At 39.3% G+C, this 21662-nt stretch carries 15 protein-coding genes; 8 read left to right on the top strand and 7 right to left on the bottom strand.

From position 1 onward, the window contains the following. Positions 1-109: 109 nt before the first annotated feature. Positions 110-1273 (bottom strand): hypothetical protein, encoded by a 1164-nt coding sequence (locus B3600_RS10455; RefSeq protein WP_286752893.1) that lies wholly within the window; start codon positions 1271-1273, stop codon positions 110-112. A 187-nt stretch (positions 1274-1460) separates the two neighbouring features. Between B3600_RS10455 and B3600_RS10450 the strand changes: the two genes are divergently transcribed. Both B3600_RS10450 and rlmB read left to right on the top strand, forming a co-directional pair. Beyond that, on the top strand, positions 1461-3305 hold the full coding sequence (locus B3600_RS10450) for a DNA polymerase III subunit gamma/tau (protein ID WP_286752892.1): 1845 nt from the start codon (positions 1461-1463) through the stop codon (positions 3303-3305). A gap of 77 nt (positions 3306-3382) precedes the next feature. Beyond that, the gene (gene rlmB / locus B3600_RS10445; protein WP_286752891.1) at positions 3383-4171 is read left to right on the top strand and encodes a 23S rRNA (guanosine(2251)-2'-O)-methyltransferase RlmB; all 789 of its coding nucleotides are present in this window, start codon (positions 3383-3385) and stop codon (positions 4169-4171) included. 61 nt (positions 4172-4232) lie between these two features. On the opposite strand, the gene B3600_RS10440 is transcribed toward rlmB, so the two are convergent. After that, a complete protein-coding gene (locus B3600_RS10440; protein WP_286752890.1) occupies positions 4233-5996 on the bottom strand; it encodes an AMP-dependent synthetase/ligase in 1764 nt (587 codons plus the stop codon). A gap of 174 nt (positions 5997-6170) precedes the next feature. Continuing rightward, positions 6171-8048, bottom strand: coding sequence for a DEAD/DEAH box helicase (locus tag B3600_RS10435; protein ID WP_286752889.1), 1878 nt, complete (start codon positions 8046-8048; stop codon positions 6171-6173). Between the two features lie 261 nt (positions 8049-8309). Here B3600_RS10435 and B3600_RS10430 point away from each other — a divergent pair, with 261 nt between their 5' ends. The 6 genes from B3600_RS10430 (at position 8310) to B3600_RS10405 (ending at position 16343) form a co-directional block, all read left to right on the top strand. Further along, the gene (locus B3600_RS10430) at positions 8310-8924 is read left to right on the top strand and encodes an RNA polymerase sigma factor (RefSeq protein WP_286752888.1); all 615 of its coding nucleotides are present in this window, start codon (positions 8310-8312) and stop codon (positions 8922-8924) included. Positions 8925-9059: 135 nt separating this feature from the next. Continuing rightward, on the top strand, positions 9060-10019 hold the full coding sequence (locus B3600_RS10425) for a FecR family protein (RefSeq protein WP_286752887.1): 960 nt from the start codon (positions 9060-9062) through the stop codon (positions 10017-10019). Positions 10020-10181: 162 nt separating this feature from the next. Then, entirely contained in the window at positions 10182-13517 is a 3336-nt protein-coding gene (locus tag B3600_RS10420; protein WP_286752886.1) for a TonB-dependent receptor, read from the top strand. A gap of 217 nt (positions 13518-13734) precedes the next feature. Further along, entirely contained in the window at positions 13735-15090 is a 1356-nt protein-coding gene (locus B3600_RS10415) for a hypothetical protein (RefSeq protein WP_286752885.1), read from the top strand. 56 nt (positions 15091-15146) lie between these two features. After that, positions 15147-15950 carry a hypothetical protein gene (locus tag B3600_RS10410; RefSeq protein ID WP_286752884.1) on the top strand — a complete coding sequence of 268 codons (804 nt, stop codon included), beginning with the start codon at positions 15147-15149 and terminating at the stop codon, positions 15948-15950. A gap of 78 nt (positions 15951-16028) precedes the next feature. Next, a complete protein-coding gene (locus B3600_RS10405) occupies positions 16029-16343 on the top strand; it encodes a hypothetical protein (protein ID WP_286752883.1) in 315 nt (104 codons plus the stop codon). A 5-nt stretch (positions 16344-16348) separates the two neighbouring features. Here B3600_RS10405 and B3600_RS10400 read toward each other — a convergent pair whose 3' ends face one another. The 4 genes from B3600_RS10400 to B3600_RS10385 form a co-directional block, all read right to left on the bottom strand. Beyond that, on the bottom strand, positions 16349-17707 hold the full coding sequence (locus tag B3600_RS10400) for a S41 family peptidase (RefSeq protein ID WP_286752882.1): 1359 nt from the start codon (positions 17705-17707) through the stop codon (positions 16349-16351). 206 nt (positions 17708-17913) lie between these two features. Further along, positions 17914-19239 carry an OmpA family protein gene (locus B3600_RS10395; RefSeq protein ID WP_286752881.1) on the bottom strand — a complete coding sequence of 442 codons (1326 nt, stop codon included), beginning with the start codon at positions 19237-19239 and terminating at the stop codon, positions 17914-17916. Between the two features lie 145 nt (positions 19240-19384). After that, positions 19385-20728, bottom strand: a complete 1344-nt coding sequence (locus B3600_RS10390) for an OmpA family protein (protein ID WP_286752880.1) — start codon at positions 20726-20728, stop codon at positions 19385-19387. A gap of 90 nt (positions 20729-20818) precedes the next feature. Further along, the gene (locus B3600_RS10385; RefSeq protein ID WP_286752879.1) at positions 20819-21661 is read right to left on the bottom strand and encodes a universal stress protein; all 843 of its coding nucleotides are present in this window, start codon (positions 21659-21661) and stop codon (positions 20819-20821) included. Between the last annotated feature and the right edge of the window lies 1 nt (position 21662).

Raw genomic sequence — 21662 nt, 5'->3', positions numbered from 1 at the left:
CTGAAATTTTAGGATAGCGATGTAAAATTCCGATTATCAATTAGAATACCAACAGAGTAAACTTGTTGATATTTTAATTAATTCCGTGGGACCTTTGAAAAGGGCTGTCTCATCTCGGATCGTAGTGATATACAATCTGATAAGACTGATTTTTAAGCTCTTCAGACAATTGACCTATATCCAGTGTTTGCGCTTGAGGAGTAGGCTCACAGACAGAATAATATTTTCCATTGTACAAAATAGCATCACCAATAGGATGTTCAAATTGGACGGCCATCGTTACATGGGTGGGATAGAGCAGGGTGATCATCGGTAGATTGTAGATTTCCTTTACCAGGTAAAAAAACAAGGCAACACGATCGTCACAGTCACTGTATTTATTCAATAGCGTTTGTTCTGCAGAAAGACGTTTCTCGGTCCCGAAATTCTCTTCGTCATTTTCATACAAGAATGCATAGCGGGTGAACCGCATTAAATAATCGACACCTTCTTGTTGATTTTTTCCTTTTAAATTTTCCTTGAGTGCAGGAATCAGCGATTGATAAGTCTCTTTGCTGAGTGGAATATTGAAATAAGTTTCGAAATCTACACCAGGATAGTTTTTAAAAAGGTCACTGATATCTTCATTCAACTTGACGTTAAAATGGTAGGCTTTATGGCCATAATTGAACTCAATTTGCTTCTCTTTATAATTAGCTGGAACAAAATCAGGTAATTTTGTGATTTTATAACTAAAATCTTCAGTAGCTTCCGGTACTTTAATCTTAACGGGGATATAAGTGTCTGCGCGTTGAAAGAGTTTCCCATAATCATGAAAATTTAAACAGGTATACTTCTTTCCGTCAATTTCAAAAAAAGGAATATCAGAAATGTCTTCTTTGTTTTGAATGAAAAATATAATCTGATTATTCCCCACAGCCAAGCGGGCATCATAACCCGATTTACACATTAAAAACCATTTATATAAAGTATAGCGTGTATAATTTTCAGCTTTCGGGGCAATTTGTTGTGCGGTGCGACGAATCAGCTGATAATAGACCCAATCATTCAAATGATGCTCATCTTTGTATTCGAGCAAACTGTTTACAAGTTGTATATAATCGGTTTGATCAGCGATTTGATAGAATTTTTGTACATGAGCTATCGTTAAGCTGTCTTTGAATGGAATATTAAAGGCGGGCGGGACATCAATGGATACCTTCCCATCATAAAAATCGAAATCATGATGTTGCGCCCAAAGCTGTTGTGAAGCACAGGTTAACCAAATTAGCATGGTCAAAAACATCCGATGTATTTCCCTTAATTTCAATTCTTAACAATTTGATAACATTGTAGTAATATAAAATTAACGATAAAATTTGCTTTTTTTGTGCATTGAAGGAATTATTATTAAAAAATTACAATCTATTTTTAGGTTTTAGATGCTCCTTTTTCATTTTTAAAATCCGTATCTTCGTGCAATGGATAATTTTATTGTTTCTGCACGTAAATACCGCCCGATTACCTTTGATTCGGTTGTAGGTCAGCAACACATTACGGGTACCTTAAAGAATGCGATACACAACAATCAGTTGGCGCAGGCATTTTTGTTTTGTGGTCCCCGAGGTGTTGGTAAAACGACCTGTGCACGTATTTTAGCGAAAACAATTAATTGTGAAAATATTTTAGCAGGCACCGAACCTTGTGGCGCATGTGATAGCTGTAAGTCTTTCCAAAATGGAAATTCTTTCAGTATTCATGAACTGGATGCGGCATCCAATAATTCCGTAGACGATATCCGTAACTTGATTGATCAAGTGCGTATACCGCCGCAGGCTGGAAAATATAAAATCTATATCATAGATGAGGTGCATATGCTTTCTCAAGCGGCCTTTAATGCTTTTTTGAAGACTTTAGAGGAGCCACCTTCCTATGCCATCTTTATTCTGGCGACTACAGAAAAACATAAGATTTTACCTACTATTCTTTCGCGCTGTCAGATTTTCGATTTTAATCGGATCAAAGTGGAAGATATGGCCAGTCATTTAGCTCGCATTGCTGATGGAGAAGGCATTGCTTATGATCAGGACGGTTTGCATATCATTGCCCAAAAGGCAGATGGTGGTCTTCGGGATGCCTTGTCGATGTTCGATCAGATCGTCAGTTTTTCCAATAAAAATGTCACGTATCAAGCGGTAATCGATAATTTGAATATCTTGGATTACGATTATTATTTTAAGCTAACAGATGCTATTTTAAGGGAAGATGCGGCACAAACTTTATTGATTTTCAATGAGATTTTAAATCATGGATTTGATGGCAGTCATTTTATAGCCGGTCTGTCAGCGCATTTCAGAAATTTACTGGTGGCTAAAGAGCCAACTACGCTTAAATTATTGGAAGTAAGTGATAGTATTCGTCAAAAGTATTTACAGCAATCCCAAAAAGCCTCTCCAGGATTTTTGTTGTCTGCATTGAATATTTCCAATCAATGTGAAATAAACTATAAGACAAGTAAAAATCAACGCTTACAAGTTGAACTTTCACTCCTCAAGACATGTCATATTGCAAGTGCAATTAAATTGAGCCAGCTAGGGGCCATACAGATTCCTTCGGCAGCCGAGGGTGTAAAAAAAAAACTTCCTGAGCCAGTAGCGGGACAACCACAACAAAGCTCTGTAGCTCTTAGTCCGCAAGCGACTTCTCCAGCGAATGCTCCTGTCGTTGAAAACCAGGTAACACCGCGTCCGCAAGCTAACCCCGTAAATTATCAGGCTTCCGAGACAAAGGAAGAGGTGAAAAAAGATATTATTTCCAATGTGCCGCCTAAAGTAAAAAAAGGGGGCTGGGGAGCATCTACTGCTGCAATTATTCCGTCTTTGCCGGATTTGAATACCATATACGATAACAATACCGTTGCCAAAGAAGGTGATGAACCTGAATTAATACGTGGAAGCGAACAGCGTGATGTTTCATTCGGCCAATTTATTGCTGTTTGGAATAGTTATGCTGAACAGCTGAAAGCAGAAAACAAGATTAACTTGTATACCATGATGACTGCTATGCAACCCCGCTTAAATGGGGTATTGATTGAAATTGATGTCGAAAATGGTGTTCAGATGGATGTATTGCAAAGCGCAAAGGTTGATGTGCTGAATTACCTGCGTGTGAAACTTCAGAATTTTTCACTGGATCTGCAGGGGGTAATGATGGAACATACTATTTCACGCAAACCCTATACTTCTCAGGAGAAGTATCAAGCTATGGTCAACAAAAATCCGCTCTTAGATACTTTGAGGAAAGAGTTTAACTTAGGACTAAGCTAATTCAAACACAATAGTTATTTTTTATTTTTGTACATTTGCAAACTCTTCTATGAAGAGGCAGATATTTAGTATTTATTATGCAAGGAAATTTTCAGAGACGTGATCGCGACCACGGGGAAAGACGTGAAGTGAATCAGATGGTATTTGGTATTCGCGCTGTTATCGAAGCAATCGATAGTGGTAAAGAGATCGAGTCATTATTTATACAACGTGGTTTGAGCGGGAGTTTGATTTTAGAATTGAAAGCCTTGTTAAAAGAACATAATATCGCTTCTCAACAGGTGCCAATTGAAAAATTAAACCGGATAACACGTAAAAATCATCAAGGTGTAATTGCGGTTATTTCTCCAATTACCTATCATGACATAGAGGAACTTCTGCCGCAGATTTATGAAAAAGGTGAAACTCCTTTACTGCTGATGTTGGATGGAGTAACTGATGTTCGCAATTTGGGAGCCATTGCACGGACTGCTGAATGTTCTGGAGTACATGCCATCATTGTCCCTAAAAAAGGCTCGGCTGAGGTCAATCCTGATGCGATCAAGACATCTGCTGGCGCACTCTATAAAATCCCTGTCTGTCGCCATGATAGCCTCTCAAAAGTTGGTAAATTTTTGATTGATTCAGGTGTGCAGTTAGTTGCCAGTACAGAAAAAACAACCTCGAGTATCTACGACGTAGATTATACGGCTCCAACTTGTGTCATTATGGGTGCGGAGGACGTTGGTGTTTCCAATGACCTAATCCGCATTGCCGACCATCTGGCCAAGATACCAATGTACGGTGAAATAGGTTCGTTAAATGTGTCTGTATCGGCCGCAGTAGTGATCTATGAAGCGATTCGTCAACGGATTGTTAAAAGATAAAGAATATAATATAGTTGATTATAGAAAAGCCTTTGTTTTTGACAAAGGCTTTTTTTGTAGGCTAGATTTTATAAATTTCTTCAATCTCCCGATCGTATTTTTGTAAGATAACTTTTCTTTTCATTTTTAAGGTCGGTGTCAATTCACCCGTTTCAACAGTCATTTCGTTGGAGAGAATAGCGAACTTCTTGATCTGTTCCCAGCCGCCAAAATTTTGATTAATACGGTTGAGTTCCGATTCGATTTTCTGCTTCAGTTCTGGGCTATTTAGAAAATCTTGTTTAGAAAGATTGGCAAGGGAGGGAAAAGTACCTTTCGACCATTCTAGTAGTTTATTATAGTTGGGAACGATCAAAGCAGCAGGAAATTTACGGGCTTCTCCAATTACCATGGCCTGTTCGATAAACGAGGATTCCACCAGCTTAGATTCGATCTGCTGAGGAACAATGTATTTCCCTCCAGAAGTCTTGAACATCTCTTTCTTTCGGTCTATAATTTTGAGAAATTTACCGTCTACCCATTGACCAATGTCCCCTGTGTAAAGCCAACCATCTTTGATCACTTCAGCTGTTGCCTCTGGATTTTTATAATACCCGATCATGTTATTTTCACCTTTGGTTATTATCTCTCCATCGGCCGCGAGCTTAATTTCAATGTGAATTAAGGGCAAACCTACTGTTCCGATTTTCATACCCCGTTTGTAGCAGTTTACGGCGATACATGGACCTGCCTCAGTGAGGCCATAACCTTCATATATTGGAATTCCTGCTGCCATATACAGACGGATTAATCTTTCCTGTAAAGCAGCACTCCCGGAGGCAATCCCTTTGATGTCGCCACCTAATGCTTCGCGCCATTTTGAAAAAACTAATTTACGGGCAATGTTCAGTTGAAAGTCATACCACCGTGTACGTCCCTCCAGTTTGTATTGTTCGCCGAGACTTAAGGACCAAAAGAATAGTTTGCGTTTAAGCCCAGTCAACTGCTCTCCTGTTGCCATAATCTTTTCATAAACTTTTTCCAATACACGAGGTACAGCGGAAAAAATATGGGGTTTAACGGATTTAAAATCTTCACCTATGGTATCCATAGACTGCGCAAAGAAAATGGTCAACCCTTTGTACATATAAACATATTGGAATACGCGTTCGTAAGCATGACATACAGGAAGAAAGGAGAGGGCACGATCACCCCGTTCGACGGGAAAGGAATATTCACTACTCAATGTATCTGCCAATAAGTTTCGATGGGACAACATTACCCCCTTGGGGTTACCTGTGGTGCCAGAGGTGTAAATGATCGATGCCAACGTATCTGTTTGGATAGTATCACGCAATTGGTTTAGTGTTTCATCCGGAATGATTACGCCCTTCGCAACAAAGTCCTCCCAGTGATTGAGGTCATTCTCCTTGTCGAGACTGTAAATAGCTTTCAGTTGTGGACAGTCTTCTTGTATCGCTAATATTTTTGTATATAGTTTCTTTGAACTAACGATACAATTTCTGATTTCCGCATGATTGAAAATATAAGCGTAATCTGAAGTCGAAATATTGGGGTAAAGGGCGACGACTACGGCACCGATTTGTTGGATTGCGAAATCCAAAATATTCCATTCGATACGGTTCTCACTAATCAATGCCACATTCTCTCCAGGTTGAACACCAAGGGCGATCAAACCTTTTGATGTCTTATTGACCCGATCAATAAATTCGGTATTACTGACCTTTACCCACTCGTTGTCTTTTTTGAAAGAAAACATAGGGAAATCTGGCGCAATAGCATATTGCAAGCTTGCTAAATCAAATAATCTCGTTGCTGTTGGCATGTTGGAAATCCAGTTCGTGTAATACAGCTAATTTACGGTTTTTTAAAGATACTATTGTATTGGCAGACGAGATTATAGTAGTTGTACCGGAAGAGGATAAAAGAAAAGACTCTGGCATCTCAAGCTGATCGCTTTTGTGCCAGAGTCTTTAACTCTTATGCTAAATACGAATGATTAGTATTTGCTTTTTGATTCTTTACGTTTTCCAGAGAAATCACGGAAGCCGCCACCATTGCTGCTGCGCTCACCACGATCACGACGTTCGCCACTGAATCCACCTTCGCGTCTTCCGCCACGTTCACCGCCTCCAAATCCACCTTCACGTCTTCCGCCGCGATCACCGCCACGGTATCCACCTTCACGTCTTCCGCCACGATCACCACCACGACTTCTTCCGCCACGGTCGCCACGACCTTCACCTCTTGCTTCACCAGATACTTCGATACGTACTTGACGACCGTTGTAATCTACACCTTGGAATCCTTGGAATACTTTTTCTACTTCTGCATCTTGAACTTCGAAGAATGTGAACACGCCTTTCAAATCAATTTTACCGATTGATTTTCCTGAAATATTCGCATTGTTACAGATGAAGCCCAACATGTCTCCACGAGAGAATTCATCTACTGAACCTAAGTTCATAAATAAACGCGTGTAGCCTTTTGAACCTTCACGTGAACGACCATCACGTCTATCACCGCGGTCTTCACGACCACCGTCACGTGCTTCGATATTTAAATCAGGTGCATTTTTGTAATAATCCAAGAAACGGTTGAACTCAAGAGAAGCGAATCTTTTGATGATATCTTCTTTTGAAAGTGACTCCAAATTTTCCATAATTGCAGGCAAGAATGGGCTGATTTGTTCATCGTTTACTTCAACATTTTCAATCTTTTTAACGATAGAAAATAATTGTTTTTCGCAAACTTCAGCGCCTTGAGGTACTTGTTTTTTCTCAAAAGGCTTACCGATGATCTTTTCGAGATGACGGATTTTGCTTAGCTCTTTTACGTTTAACAAAGAAAGTGAAATACCAGTTTTACCTGCACGGGCGGTACGGCCTGAACGGTGTGTATAGTTTTCTGTTTCATCAGGTAAAGAGAAGTTGATAACGTGAGTTACATCACTCACATCAATACCACGAGCGGCTACGTCTGTTGCGATCAATAATTGTAAACTACGGTCACGGTAACGTTTCATCACTTTATCACGTTGTTGTTGTGATAAGTCACCATGCAGTGAATCTGCATTGTAACCATCTTTGATCAACGCTTCAGCGATATCCTGTGTTTCGATTTTTGTACGACAAAATACGATACCAAAGATATCAGGGTTTGAATCCACAATACGTTTGAATGCAGCATATTTATCTTTTGCTTTGATCAAATAATAGTGGTGTTCAATGTTGGCATTACCGGTGTTTTTTGTACCTACAGTAAGCTCAACTGGATCGGTCATATAATTCTTTGCGATACGACGTACCTCAGCAGGCATTGTCGCCGAAAATAACCAAGTTTTTTTCTCGTCAGGAGTTTCTGACAAAATGTTGTTGATGTCTTCTTTGAAGCCCATATTGAGCATCTCATCCGCTTCATCCAATACAACATATTTTACATTTGAAAAATCAATCGCATTTCTGCCGATGATATCCAACATACGACCTGGGGTCGCTACTACAATTTGCACTCCACGTCTAATTTGACGTAGCTGGTCTGAGATATTTGCACCTCCATATACAGCAACAACATGTACGTTGTCAACGTATTTAGCAAATTTTTCTAAATCTTTTGAGATTTGTAAACATAATTCCCGAGTAGGGCAAAGAATTAATGCCTGTGGGTGTTTTTGAGAAAAGTCTAATTGCTCTAATAATGGAAGACCAAATGCCGCGGTCTTTCCTGTGCCAGTTTGGGCTAATCCGACAAAATCGTCGTTACCAGTCAATAAAACAGGAATGGCTTTTTCCTGAATTTCAGAAGGTTTTTCGAAACCTAATTCTGAGATGGCATTAACAACTTCCTCACGGATTCCCAGTTCTAAAAATGGGTTCATGAAATATTTTATACAATAGGCACTATTGCCTAAGGCGTTGCAAAGGTAAGAATAATATTGGAATAAACAAATAATTTAAATAATTGATTTTTAGGGTGATCGGATTCTTTTCTGCTAAGTGATAATAAATTGAGCCGTGTTATATAGATTTAGCTCGCTTTGAAAAGTTTTATTTTGAATGTGAAACTATTTTATAGTCTACAGTTTGTTTATTCATTTATTAATAGAAACTTAATATTTCAACCTTAAATTTGGTGTAGCATGAATCAAGGACCAGTTGTACATCAGCGTTGGCTGCAGGCTATAAAAGAGAATAACGATACGGCTGCATACGAGGAATTATACCGATATTGCTGGAAAGATCTTTATCAGCATGCTGCTCGTCGAATCCTAGACCGACAGGATGTGGAGGACATTCTTCAGGAGCTGTTTGTTCAATTTTGGGAACGACGTCATACCATCGATATCCAGATGAACCTCCAGGCCTATTTGAAAGGAATGCTCAAATATAAAATTATAGACTTTTTTAATTCCAATAAAGCCAAAGATAAATTGTTGGATCATTGGAGTAAGCACATTTTTGAGTATGTACAGGAGCATCCAGAGGACCTCAACACTTATCTAGCTTTAGAGAAATTGTTGGAGGGAGAACTGGAGATTATGCCCCATAATATGAGACAGGCCCTTTTATTGAAATGGGAACATTTATCCATTCGAGAGATTGCCACGCGTATGGGCCTATCTGAGCAAACGGTCAAAAACAATCTTACGGAAGCATCCAAACGACTACGTAAAGCTATTTTGGGCTACCAACATGTTCAAAACGGTAGTTTCACCTTGCTTTTGGTCTGTATTATAGACGAGCTCATTAAGTAGCTTGCTTACACATTCCCCAAAATTCCTATTTCCAGAACTTGGATCATTTAACAATTCTTTCATACAACATTAACTATTTCTTGAAGTACTTTGGGGCTTTTTTGCGGACTTGTATATAAACAGTGGGCATAAAAAGTGAAAAGAAGAATTTTTGAATTATTAATGGATAGGTACCGCCAGAATAAGGCTAGTACAAGTGAACGCAGACTGATTGATCATTGGTATGCTGGACTGGACAAAGAAGAAGTGCCTGATGATAACGTTGACGAAAATCAGTTATGGGGAAGAATTCAACAACAGATTGGAAATACGTCCACGAAGAGCGTGCCCGTCCGAAAGATGCTGTATTGGTCTGGAGCGGTGGCGGCATGTTTATTACTCTGTTTGAGTGCGTTGTTTTGGAAAACAGCTGATCAAGCAGTTTCTCGCAAAGAAGCTTTACTTCAGCCAGGATATCGGATTTTTGAAACGGGCGTTGCGCAACGTAAAAAAGTTCAGCTTGCCGACGGGTCAACGGTGATTTTAAACGCACGTTCGAAGTTAAAATTGGATACAGTTTCTTTCGGTAGAAAGGATCGTGTGGTGGAACTCCTTGTTGGGGAAGCTTTTTTTGATGTTAGGAAAGATTCTACTAAAGCTTTTATTGTCAAAGCTCAACAAATACAAACTACTGTTTTAGGAACTTCCTTTACGGTGAAGAATTACCTCGAACTCGATGATATTTCGGTGTCCGTATTTACTGGAAAAGTGCAGGTCACTGCCAATAACAATCCGCTGGGTGTGCTGACCCGCGGCGAACAGATCCGTCATACCAAAAATAACCACAATAGCAATCAGGAGACTTTTGATCTGACGACACGTAATAGCTGGATTGAGGGAAGAGTTTATCTTAAGCAAAGCAGTTTTGCAGAATTGGCACTAGCGGTCAAAAATATCTATGATGTGGATATAAAAACTGACGATCAGCGGATTGTCAAACAACGGTATAGTATGCCAATATCAAAGCAGCTGTCCTGGACGGCAACCTTGGAAAGTATCAAAGCAATTCATCACAACAAATCAAGGAGGGAGGGCAGGATAGTGCATATTTACTAATTCGAGGATAAAAAAGAGAGCTGACGACAGCCATCGTCAACTCTGCATCTTGTACCATTTGGAGATGGTATAAATAACATATACAACAACTTAAGAGATATTATATACGCATACAAATTTATGAAATTTAACCAATACGTTACGCAAAACGATATTAAGTTTATGATAAGGACATCGTTGGTAGGTTTACTTCTTTCGATCGTGTCGGCCGAAATGCTTTTAGCTTCGGGCGCATACGGGCAGTTACTCAATAAAAAGATTACAGTTTCTTTTAGTGAATCCAATATTCCGGCGGCTTTCGAACGTTTGGAATCCCAAAATATACATATCGCTTTCGATGCAGCGAAATATAATCTGGCAAAGAAAAAGGTAAATGCCAAAATTTTTAAAAGTAATAGTGTTCGCGATGTCATGCGTTATCTGCTTAGGGAGACTGACCTGATGGCTCATGACAACGGTGTCTATATTACATTAGTCAAAAAACCGGTACAGCAGCATGGGTACATTTCAGGTAAAGTTATTGATGATCGCGGTCAGCCTTTGGCTAATGCCAGCATCAAACTGATCGGAACCAATAAATCAACACAGAGCGGTATCGATGGGAGCTATCTTTTGAATGCTGAACCGGGAACCTACGTACTGGAAGTCAGTTACCTCTCTTACCAGACCCAACGTATTGAAGGGGTTAGGATACAGACCGGACAACGGACAGGGTTAAACATTGCCATGAAGATGCAGGTAAGCGCGTTGGAAACGGCAGTTGTCAGTGTATCCTTTAAAAAAGCTTCTGTAGCGGGATTGTATGCGGTACAAAAGAATGCTGCTTCGGTGACCGATGGTATTTCGGCTGAACAGATCGCCCGTACACCGGACAATGATATGGGGCAGGTTTTAAAACGCGTAACAGGATTGACAACGGTTAATAATAGAAATGTAATTGTTAGAGGAATGTCGGATCGCTATAATCAAGCGATGCTCGACGGGGTGGTGATTCCCAGTACCTCGCAGAATAGACGGGATTTTTCGTTTGATATTATTCCGACTGAGATGGTAAGTTCTGTGGTCGTTAATAAAACAGCAACACCGGACGTGTCGGCAGAATTCTCCGGTGGACAGGTTTCGGTGAATACATTAGACATTCCAGATCAGAATTTTACCACAATTCAATACGGATTAGGTGGGAATTCCCGTACAACAGGCAAAGACTTTTATCGGCTGGGGGAGCGGCATACGAGTGAATATTTGGGTTTCTTTAACAAATCGTCCAAGATGCCCGATGGAATAAAAACTTGGCAGTGGAATAGTCGGGCGATACAATTGGATGCGCCTCCCGGTTATATTTTGACTGATCCTGAATTGAACAACACTCCTTTAAATCCAACGGAGTTTGGCGATGCCGTGAAGTATAACGATTTGGATGCTATCGCACAGTCCAAGCGTTTTAATAATGATGCATTGCGACAATATAAATATAAAGCATACCCCAATCAGAATATGCGTTTTTCGCTTGGACGGGTTTATGAATTAAATAATGGACAGCGATTGGGGTTTGTGGCATCCACAAATTTTAGAAACGAACAAAATATCATTGCATTTAATAATGTACGTAATTCGGTAAGTATCAATAATTATATTGATAGTGTAGGTCTCGGTGACAATGGAGCCGGAACATCCTATCGCTTCAATAGCAGCGCCGGATTAATGGCCAATATGGGCTGGCAGGGACAAGCTTTTAAAGTTTCCTTAAAGAACATGTATGCGCGTACGTACAGTGATATTTATAATGAATCTATTCAAAAGCCCTATAGTGATTCTAATCCTGAAGTAAGCAAACTGAATTATCAATTGCCTGAAGCGATGTCTTTGCAGCAACACCAATTGGTTGGAGAGTATCAACTGCCGTGGGAGATAAAAGCTGAAGGAATGTTTACGGTCAACAAAATTAAACAGCAAATTTTAGATGAACGAAAGCTTTCCTATAGGGTCACTGCCATGATAGATAGTATTCCTTATTTTCAAACCCCGGGGTTATTAACTCATCGTAGTTCATCTGTGGCGGGGGTTTTCAGGGACTCGCGAAGATGGACAAATATTGATGAAACAGATTATAATTGGAGCGCTGCATTTTCGCGAAAATTCGGCAAAAATGCAGCTGTTCCAACGTTGGTGAAATTAGGCTATCAGGCCTGGTTGAAGAAGAGAGCGTTGGATTTATTCAATTTCGTCCCTTGGACGAGAGCATGGGCAGAAGGTACTACGAATCAGTTGCCTCCAGAGATAGAAATTCCTTATGACCAGTTATTCAGCGCCGATAATATCGGCAACGGAAATGGACAGGCCTATTACTACGCAGATGCATTGGGCGGTCGATATTATGATGGTAAAATGTCTTCACAGGCAGTGTATCTGATGGCAGATCAAATGCTATGGCATAAATTGCGTTTGGTGTATGGTGTGCGTTCAGAATATTTTAATTTAAACTCTAAGCAGGAAGAATTATATAGGAGGACTTATCAGGATGAACCAGATCCCAATGATGTTCAAAGACATCGATTTGGTGTAAAAGAAAATAACTGGCGGTTTTTGCCCTCCATTAATGCCACCTATAAGGTGACATCCGATTTCAATATTCGAAGTAGCTACTCAAGGACGGTAGTTAGACCAGATTTTAGAGAAGTTGGCATGTTTGCCATGTATGATTATGAGTTAGACGGTTACGTTTATGGAGAGCAAGTTAAATCCACGTTGATCGATAATGTAGACCTTCGATTTGAATGGTATCCCTCACCAGGTGAAATCATTTCTATAACGGGATACTATAAATACTTGGATAAGCCCATAGAACTTGTTCATAGTGGGGGGAACACGTATACTTTTGCTAACATGGAAAATGCGAAAAATCTTGGACTTGAAATGGAAATCAGGAAGAATTTAACATTTCTGTCGGAAAAGGAGTGGTTTAAAAACTTATTTGTCTACGCTAATGGAACACTACTCAAATCGAAAGTCAATGTCTTAAGTCATTGGGAATGGATTAATAACCCTGAAACCCAAGTTGCCGAGCGCGTTCAACAGCGCTATCCCAATCAAGATAGACCACTGATTGGGCAGTCACCTTGGTTATTGAATCTAGGCCTAGGATATTGGGGTGAATTTTTCGGGGTAACAGCAAGCTATAATCATCGAGGTTATCGAACAAACATAGCGAATGTTAATATGAATAATGTTGAATATGAGTTGGCGCCAAAACAATTGGATGCACAACTTTATACACGTTTTCTAAAGGGCAAGATGGAAGTGAAATTTAATATGGCCAATCTATTGGATGAATGGACGCGGTATTATATGAATATTCAAGATTATGAACAAGATGATACAAAGTTCTATGTATTGAAAAAAGGTAAATCTATACGATATGATAAAAACGAAGGAGATATTATTACTTATCGTAGAAGAGAGGGACAAAGGTTTAATCTTTCATTTAGCTACAATTTTTAAATAGAAAAATTTCTGCGCGAGGCAGTTTCATATCACTCCTCAATACTGTACATAAGTTCCGGGTTTGTCCAAGTCGCACAACAGGAGATAAAATAGAAAAATACAGAAAAAGGGTGATTGAAAACAACTATGCAACCTTATGAAATGCTATCCCACAGGGATGCATAGTCTAAAAAATGATCTTGTGATGGCAAAACTAGTAATTATTTAACACAAAATGAAAAAAATCTTAACAGTAGCGAGCGTATGCGCAATCGCATTGGCTTCTTGTAACAAAGACAACGTAGGACCTAATTCAGATTTGAATGCTGGTTTGCCAAACAAACCTCAGGCAACGATCCCAACTGATGCTGCCGGTATTATTACTAAAACTACGCTTTCTGCAGATACCGTATGGAAAATTGACGGAGTTGCTTTTGTAAAACCCGGTGCGACATTGACGATTCAAGCTGGTACTTATATTACTTCTGGTTTAACTAAAGCATATAATGACCAAATCACCGGAATAACACAAAATATCAAAGGCGTTTTGGTTGTTCCTAAAACAGCGAAATTGATCGCTAACGGTACTGCGTCCGCACCAATCGTATTCACTTCTCCAAATGCGGCAGGATCTCGTAACCCTGGTGATTTCGGAGGGGTCGTATTGCTGGGTAGCGCAACTACCAATCAAGCTGCCACACGGAGAATCGAAGGAATTCCTCAACCTGTGGGTGTAGATGTTACTTATGGTGGTACAAATGCTGCGGATAATTCAGGTTCATTGAAATATGTGCGTATTGAATTTGCTGGTTATAACTTAACTGCTGATAATGAGATTAACGGACTAACCTTGGGCGGTGTGGGTACTGGTACTACCTTGGAAAATATTCAGGTATCTTGGGGTAAAGATGATGCGTTTGAGTTTTTTGGGGGTACTGTAAATGCGAAATACCTGGTAGCCTTGTCGAATGACGATGATGACTTTGATTTCGATCATGGATACACCGGAACAATTCAGTATGCCTTATCATTAAAGGATCCTAATTCAACCAATAGCACATCAAGTGGTAGCTCGGATTCAAACGGTTTGGAGTCGGATAACGAAGGTACAGCGCCATATGCAGCGACACCTAAGACTCGCCCAGTATTGAAAAATTTTACATTCTTGGGAATTAAGGATGCTACTGTAGCTGCTACAAAACTGAAATTTGGTAACCGTTGGAGAAGAGCTTCACAGTACGATATTCAAAATTCGATTATCGCTGGTTATGGAACAGGTGCTGCATTTCAGGATGGTGCAACAGGTACTTTTACAGGGAATGTTGTACATGCTTATACTGCGGCATTCAGTGGTGCTACACCAACAGGAAACCAAACAAATGTGTCAACAGATGCAACGACATATTTGAATTTAGCAGGAGCTGGAAATATTTTTTATCCAACAACATCTACGTTTAATCCTGCTTTTTTAAGACCATTGTCAACTTCTCCTGCATATGGTGATGGAAGTACTACTTATAAAGGTGCATTCCATCCGACAACTGCTCCTTGGACTGCGAACTGGACTCAATTTGCTCCAAAAACTTATTAATATTGATTATTTAATTGAGTGAGCCATACAATGGCTCACTTCTTTATCCTTTATATATGATTAAAAATTTATTTTGCTGTTTGATAGCTCTTTGGATTGGATCGATATTGCCTTCCTGTCAAAAAGGTGAACTTATTGTAGAAACTGAAGAACTGGCCCGGATTGCTTTTAGATCCTATAGCACGACGTCAGTGGATGTAAAAAGAGTAACGATAGATGGAAAAGTTGCTAATCCAAGCGATGCTAATTTTATTTTTATCCGAAATAAAGATGCCGATTCTTCATCGGTCGTTGCATATAATAACAATGATCAGGTCATCCTAGAGCAACGGCTTCCTCTCAAATCGGGATTGAATACCTTTGGTGTACATAGTAAAAGTCCCATTGATCCGTCACTCGTTGTCGGGCCAAATCCATTAGGAGATAATGTCGAATCGATTCCGGGTGTGAGACAAGTAAAGATCTTAAATTATAATAAAACAATTTCACCTAATGGTGAGCCAATTCGATTGGCAGTTTATCAAGGTAAGCCTGTCTATGATGAAAGTTGGGGAATGGATATGGTCAAGTATGACGAAAATCCAATCCTGATTACCGACTTGATATCAGATAAAATTCCCGAAGAATTTATCAAAATACCGATTGATGCTACTTTTGTGCCAAAGGCGCAAGTATTGGATAAGGATTTAAAACCGATCCTTATAGATGGACAAAAAGTCTTTTTGTTTTTTAATTTTTCGGTAGACATTGGTATTGTGTATCTCATTCAAAAAGAACCCGATGCATTTTTTGATGTTGATGCATTCTCAGAAATTGGAGGTATAGGCTATGGTTTGGATAATATCTGGTTACAGAAATAAAACTCATTACAAAACAAACACAGACACCCGTCAATACTTCCATAAATGGTAAGCCATTAATTCAAAAGAAGAGTCACTATGAAAGGCATCAATGCTATAAAACATCGTAATTTATTTGCTGTCTCCCTGAAAATTCAGGGAGGTGTAGATCAGTCCATTGACGCCGCTGCGCCGCTCGCCTTACGGAATGAAATGGCGGAGCTGAATGAACTTTATCGGCAATATTTGGAACTGTTGCAGCAGCTGAAAGGCATCGTGCAGGAATATGAATCGAAGGAACGGACCATTCGTTCGAAAATCTTGTCTCCTTCTCTTCGCAAATTAGCCAAAAATGGGCAAACAGGGGCTGATCTTCGGATGGTGATTAATTCGTTAAACTCCTGTGCGCATTGATGAAACTATTTTTTTGACTTATCCTGTATACTTACTTCAATAGGTATTGTCTGATAGCTGCTGCCTATATATTTTGGACTTAAGGCATTCATTTTTTCATATGTAAGAGCAGTGCTTTTGGTGCGCGCGCTTTTAGTATTGATTATTTTCAAGGCTTCCTGTATTAACGGATCTCTACGGTCACCTATTGGAGTTAAAGGTAAATAGGCAAACTCATCCGTCACCTTCTGCGGAGTAATTCCATTGCCATAATCTCCTTGCCCTATAGTATTGTAGATTTTATAGATCATAGGGATCAAATGCCATGAACGCTCATTACCGTGGATCTCTTCGGGAGTGGAAATGGTTGTTGAAGCCATATCTTTACCATAGGTTCTGGCACCAACCTGAACAATTTTTAGGTATGGATTTAATCCATTAATCATCATTTCGGATGCGGAAGCCGTGTTCGGTCCGGTCAGGATAAAGATTCTTTTTAGTTGTAAACCTTGTTTTAGTACTTCGCTAGCGATAAAGGAATAGCCATCTGGCTGTCTCTGTAGCGTTGCTTCAAACGTTTCTTCAATAGGTTTAAGATTTTTGTTGCCTCGATATTTGGCAAAAATATCGTTTTCTTTAATATCCGCCATTAATAATGCACAGAATGCGGCAAAGGCGACTTGACCACCTGGATTATATCGAAGATCGACAATCAATTCCGTTACATGTTTTGATTTAAAATCTTTTATTACTTCTAATAAGGAATAGGCTCCGCTGAAATCAAATTGGCTTATAAAAATGTAACCGACGTTGGGAGAAGATGAAATGACTTTTGATGTATAGACAACCGGCTGTGAGATGTACGACGATGGAAGGTTGAATACTTTACCGTCAAGTCGTTTTACTTGGATCGTTGGTAAACGTAATGATTTGTTTAATAGTAATTGGAAGTTCATCTGATCCATTAATGTCGAATTCATATGGGTTAGACTGTCTCCTCTTTGAAGTCCTGCTAAGTCTGCCTCACTAAAAGGAACTACTTGGGTTACTAATTGAATAGATCCCGACTGATTGTGTAATTGAACCATATCGAAGCCAAAAGTATTTGTTAGCGTATTTCCATAGGTATCACTATTTAGGGTTTGTAAGATGGTTGAAAAATGATCTTCAGGGTATAAGATGCTTTTGAAAAACAAATCCGGCTTTTGTTGGTAGCCCTCAGTTGATCCAATTTTATCGTTCCAGTAGTAATAGTGCTTCATCTGGTCCAATGTCCATCGGTTAATGGTTGCATTTGAGCCTGGTTCGTTAAGTGGAGGATCTTTCTCGCATGAGAACAGAAACGATGAAAAAAAAGCTAAAACAATAATTTTTGATTTACGCATTTTTAAAATTTTACTAAAATAAAAATAGGTATTATGTTGGTGATACTTGTGTTATCTTTTTGTTGTTCAAATGTTTAATTGCTTTAAATAGGGGGCTTTTATTGCTTATACCGTGTCAAAGAATGAGAGTTTTATACAGGGTAGAATTTAAAAAAGGCATCACCGTGAAGTGATGCCTTTGGCTTGTATAAATCAAAGAATATCGATTAATAAAGCGTGAACTCTACGCGACGGTTTTGTTGACGACCATCAGCGGTTTTGTTTGATGCGATAGGTTGGTCAGGACCATATCCCGTAGCTTCAATACGTGATGCATTAGCACCTTGTGATACAAGATACGCTTTCACCGATTCAGCGCGTTCTTTTGATAAACGCATGTTCAATTCACGGGAACCTGTATTATCGGTGTGACCAGCTAGTTTTAAGCTGAAGTTTTTCTCGATTAACAGTTCAGCAACTTTATTCAATGTCGCGTATGACGTAGGACGTATTGTTGCTTTTCCTAAATCGAATTCCAAGTTTTTAATGGCATCTGCAACGACTTTTCGGTCAGCTTCTGTCACAACAACCTTTTCAACCACTCTAGTTTCGTTTTTCACAACGATTGGACAACCTGCACCGTCTACTTGTACACCTGAAGGTGTGCCTGGGCATTTGTCATACTTGTTCGCTACACCATCGCCATCATCATCTTTCAAGTCACTGTTTAGACCATCCAATTGATTTTGTAGCGCTTGGTTTTTAGCATTTAAAGCATCATTTTGCGCCTTAAGATCATCATATTTTACCGTATAGTCATTCACTAAAGTAGCGACAGGGTTTGAATTGTTCAATGCAGGTTTGCTGCTGCTGCCCAATGCAAACTCTAAGCCACCATGAATGTAAGTAAATAGATCGTTTTTATATTGGCCGCCTCGAATACCATCGAAGTTTTGGTTAACCCAGTTTAATTGGTATCCAAGCTCAAAGTTGATTCCTTTGGCAACAGCAAATTTAAGTCCCATATCCAATGGTACATATATCTTAGAAATACCGTCAGCTTCTTGAGAAGTAGAACCTGTCGTCAACGTTGTTTTGCTATTCATGACACCAACACCAATTGACGCATAAGGTTTGATAAAACTGTTAAAGAATCTCCAATTGGTATTCGCCGCTTGGAACTCCCCAGACAATGCAGCTGACCAAGGTGTTTTCGCTTCAAAAGATTGTGTACCATCTTTAAATGCGCCACCTGTTTTACCGCCAAAGTAGCTCGCTTTAATGCCAAAAGAAGGAGAGATTTGTTTCTTGATATAGGCACTGTAACCCAGGTTCCAAGCCAAATCCTCATAATCTGCACGGTTAAAACCAGCAATATTAGTTTGGTTAGTCACCCCCGCACCGATTCCGATAGACCATGTTCTGTATTGTGTAACAGGGCCAAATGGTGTAGTTCCTTCAATGGATGATACCTTCGCATTTTGAGCAATTGCAGAATTGGCAAATAAACCCGCAGATGCTAAAGCAAGTGCTAATTGTAATTTTAGTTTCATATAATTTGCGTTTGTATAAACCGATGCAAAAGTAATAAGTTAAAAATTAAATTCGCTATAGGTTTGTAGTTGAAATATGACATTTGGTAAATAAAAAGGTGTTTCTGTTTAAAAACACCTTTTTATTAGTGTAATTTGTTAGTTATTAATAAAGTGTAAATTCAACGCGACGATTTTGTTGACGACCAGCTGCATTTTTATTGGATGCAATTGGTTGGTCTGGACCATATCCAGTTGCCTCGATACGCGACGCGTTAGCACCCTGAGATACCAAATATGCTTTTACTGACTCTGCACGCTCTTTTGATAGACGCATATTTAACTCACGTGAGCCTGTATTGTCGGTGTGACCTGCAAGTTTCAAACTGAAATTCTTCTCAATCAATAATGCAGCAACTTTATTCAATGTTGCAAACGAAGTAGAGCGAATAGTTGCTTTACCTAAATCGAATTCCAAATTCTTAATTGCTTCAGCAACAACTTTTCTGTCTGCTTCAGTAACCACGACTTTTTCTACGACTTTGGTCTCGTTTTTCACAACAATTGGACATCCTGATCCATCAACCTGAACACCTGAAGGTGTGCCCGGACATTTATCATATTTGTTGGCAACACCGTCGCCGTCGTCATCTTTTAGATCATTGTTTAAGCCATCCAATTGACCTTGCAACGCTTGATTTTTAGCATTCAATGCATCGTTTTGAGCTTTCAAATCATCGTATTTAACCGTGTAATCATTCACAAGGGTTGCGACAGGATTTGAATTATTCAATGCAGGTTTGCTACTGTTGCCCAATGCAAACTCTAGCCCGGCATGCGCGTAGGTGAATAAGTCATTTTTATATTGTTGTGGTGGTGTTGTATTGTAGCGATTGTCAAATCGTTGGTTAGCCCAATTCAATTGGTATCCCAATTCAAAGTTGATACCTTTGGCAACAGCGAATTTTAAACCAAAATCTGCTGGTACAAAGATTTTAGAATAAGAATCCCCGTATTCGCCTCTGTTTCCCCCAGCGATCGCTGCAGTTTCAGCATTCATTACCCCGACACCAATCGATGCATAAGGCTTAATAAAACTATTGAAGAATCTCCAGTTGGTATTAGCTGCCAGGAACTCACCCGATAGCGCAACAGACCACGGTGTTTTGGTTTCAAAGCCAGTTTGCTTGTCACCGTTATCATATCCAGCTGTCTTTCCACCAAAATATGTAGCCTTCAATCCGAAAGATGGCGAGATTTGTTTCTTGATATAAGCACTATATCCTAAATTCCAATCCAGTTTATCATAACCACCATTGTTAAACTTAGCGATATTCTGCAAGCTTGTTACACCGGCTCCTACACCGATAGACCAAGTTCTATATTGTGTTGCCGAGCCTAACGGAGTTGTGCCTTCGATTGATGCTTCTTTTGTGCTTTGTGCAAAGGATGCGGTTGATAGAATTCCTGCCGCAACAAGTAATCCTGATTTTTTAAGGCTAATTTTCATAATGCGTGTTTGTAAAATTATCTACTATAATACTGTTGTTAAATTAACTCACTGAACACTCTTGCAATAAATTTGCCAAAAATTATTTGGTTACTCTACACGTCCAAAAAAGTTTGGCACCTCAATTTCAAAAGCCAGATGCTTAACAATATTTTCAGTAAAAATGTTTTGGAAAAAAGTTTTCCTGCTTTTTGTGATCAAAATAACATCGACATCTTCATCCCGGATAATGGTATGAATACCGTTTGCAATATTCTCTCGGGAACCCGCAAAATAACTTGGCGACTTGATAATATAGGAAATATCCTCGATACCGGTTTCAGCAATGATCTGTTCAATCCAATTTTCAAGTTTTTTACCTAATATGTTGATTTCTAGTTCGTTTTTATTGATATGGATAAGCTGTAAGTGGAAGTTTTTTCCGTACAATGGTATGGCTTGTTTGAGGACCTCAAGTTCACCGGGTTTGAAATTTGTCAATAACGCAATGTTATCATTTTTCAATTTTATCGCGTTTTTCGGGATGGCTAAAACAGGGATCTTCGACTCTTTAATGACATCATATGTATTGCTTCCAATCAATACAGATTCAAGTCCAGTCACGCCTTTTGTACCCATAATCACCGTTTGATAGACCTCTTTTATCTCTTGTTTATCCAGTGTTTCCGCTAAAATACCGTTAGCAAATAAGGTAGAAATTTTAAGCGAAGGATAATCCTGTAGAAGTTCAGCTACAAGTTTTTCCATCTGATGGCGGGCTTCTCCCTCGGTAGGGTCTACTAAATGCTTCGCATTTGCAAATTTGTTGATATGTGAAGTGAACGAATGAAAGAGTGTAATCTCATCGTTTGTTGTCACTGCGATTTGAGCGGCATAAAATGCGGCAACTCGTGCGTTTTCGGAATAATCTACAGGTATTAATAGTTTAGACATG

Origin of the sequence: Sphingobacterium sp. UBA2480 (assembly GCF_002341965.1) — a bacterium.
Taxonomy (GTDB): domain Bacteria; phylum Bacteroidota; class Bacteroidia; order Sphingobacteriales; family Sphingobacteriaceae; genus Sphingobacterium; species Sphingobacterium multivorum.
This window is presented reverse-complemented; position numbering and strand designations above follow the sequence as displayed.

Coding starts and splice junctions, on each gene's coding strand:
- B3600_RS10390 (WP_286752880.1), bottom strand. CDS start 20,728: ATGAAAATTAGCCTTAAAAAATCAGGATTACTTGTTGCGGCAGGAATT.
- B3600_RS10415 (WP_286752885.1), top strand. CDS start 13,735: ATGAAAAAAATCTTAACAGTAGCGAGCGTATGCGCAATCGCATTGGCT.
- B3600_RS10440 (WP_286752890.1), bottom strand. CDS start 5,996: ATGCCAACAGCAACGAGATTATTTGATTTAGCAAGCTTGCAATATGCT.
- B3600_RS10420 (WP_286752886.1), top strand. CDS start 10,182: ATGATAAGGACATCGTTGGTAGGTTTACTTCTTTCGATCGTGTCGGCC.
- B3600_RS10400 (WP_286752882.1), bottom strand. CDS start 17,707: ATGCGTAAATCAAAAATTATTGTTTTAGCTTTTTTTTCATCGTTTCTG.
- B3600_RS10455 (WP_286752893.1), bottom strand. CDS start 1,273: ATGCTAATTTGGTTAACCTGTGCTTCACAACAGCTTTGGGCGCAACAT.
- B3600_RS10410 (WP_286752884.1), top strand. CDS start 15,147: ATGATTAAAAATTTATTTTGCTGTTTGATAGCTCTTTGGATTGGATCG.
- B3600_RS10385 (WP_286752879.1), bottom strand. CDS start 21,661: ATGTCTAAACTATTAATACCTGTAGATTATTCCGAAAACGCACGAGTT.
- B3600_RS10435 (WP_286752889.1), bottom strand. CDS start 8,048: ATGAACCCATTTTTAGAACTGGGAATCCGTGAGGAAGTTGTTAATGCC.
- B3600_RS10450 (WP_286752892.1), top strand. CDS start 1,461: ATGGATAATTTTATTGTTTCTGCACGTAAATACCGCCCGATTACCTTT.
- B3600_RS10405 (WP_286752883.1), top strand. CDS start 16,029: ATGAAAGGCATCAATGCTATAAAACATCGTAATTTATTTGCTGTCTCC.
- rlmB (WP_286752891.1), top strand. CDS start 3,383: ATGCAAGGAAATTTTCAGAGACGTGATCGCGACCACGGGGAAAGACGT.
- B3600_RS10395 (WP_286752881.1), bottom strand. CDS start 19,239: ATGAAACTAAAATTACAATTAGCACTTGCTTTAGCATCTGCGGGTTTA.
- B3600_RS10430 (WP_286752888.1), top strand. CDS start 8,310: ATGAATCAAGGACCAGTTGTACATCAGCGTTGGCTGCAGGCTATAAAA.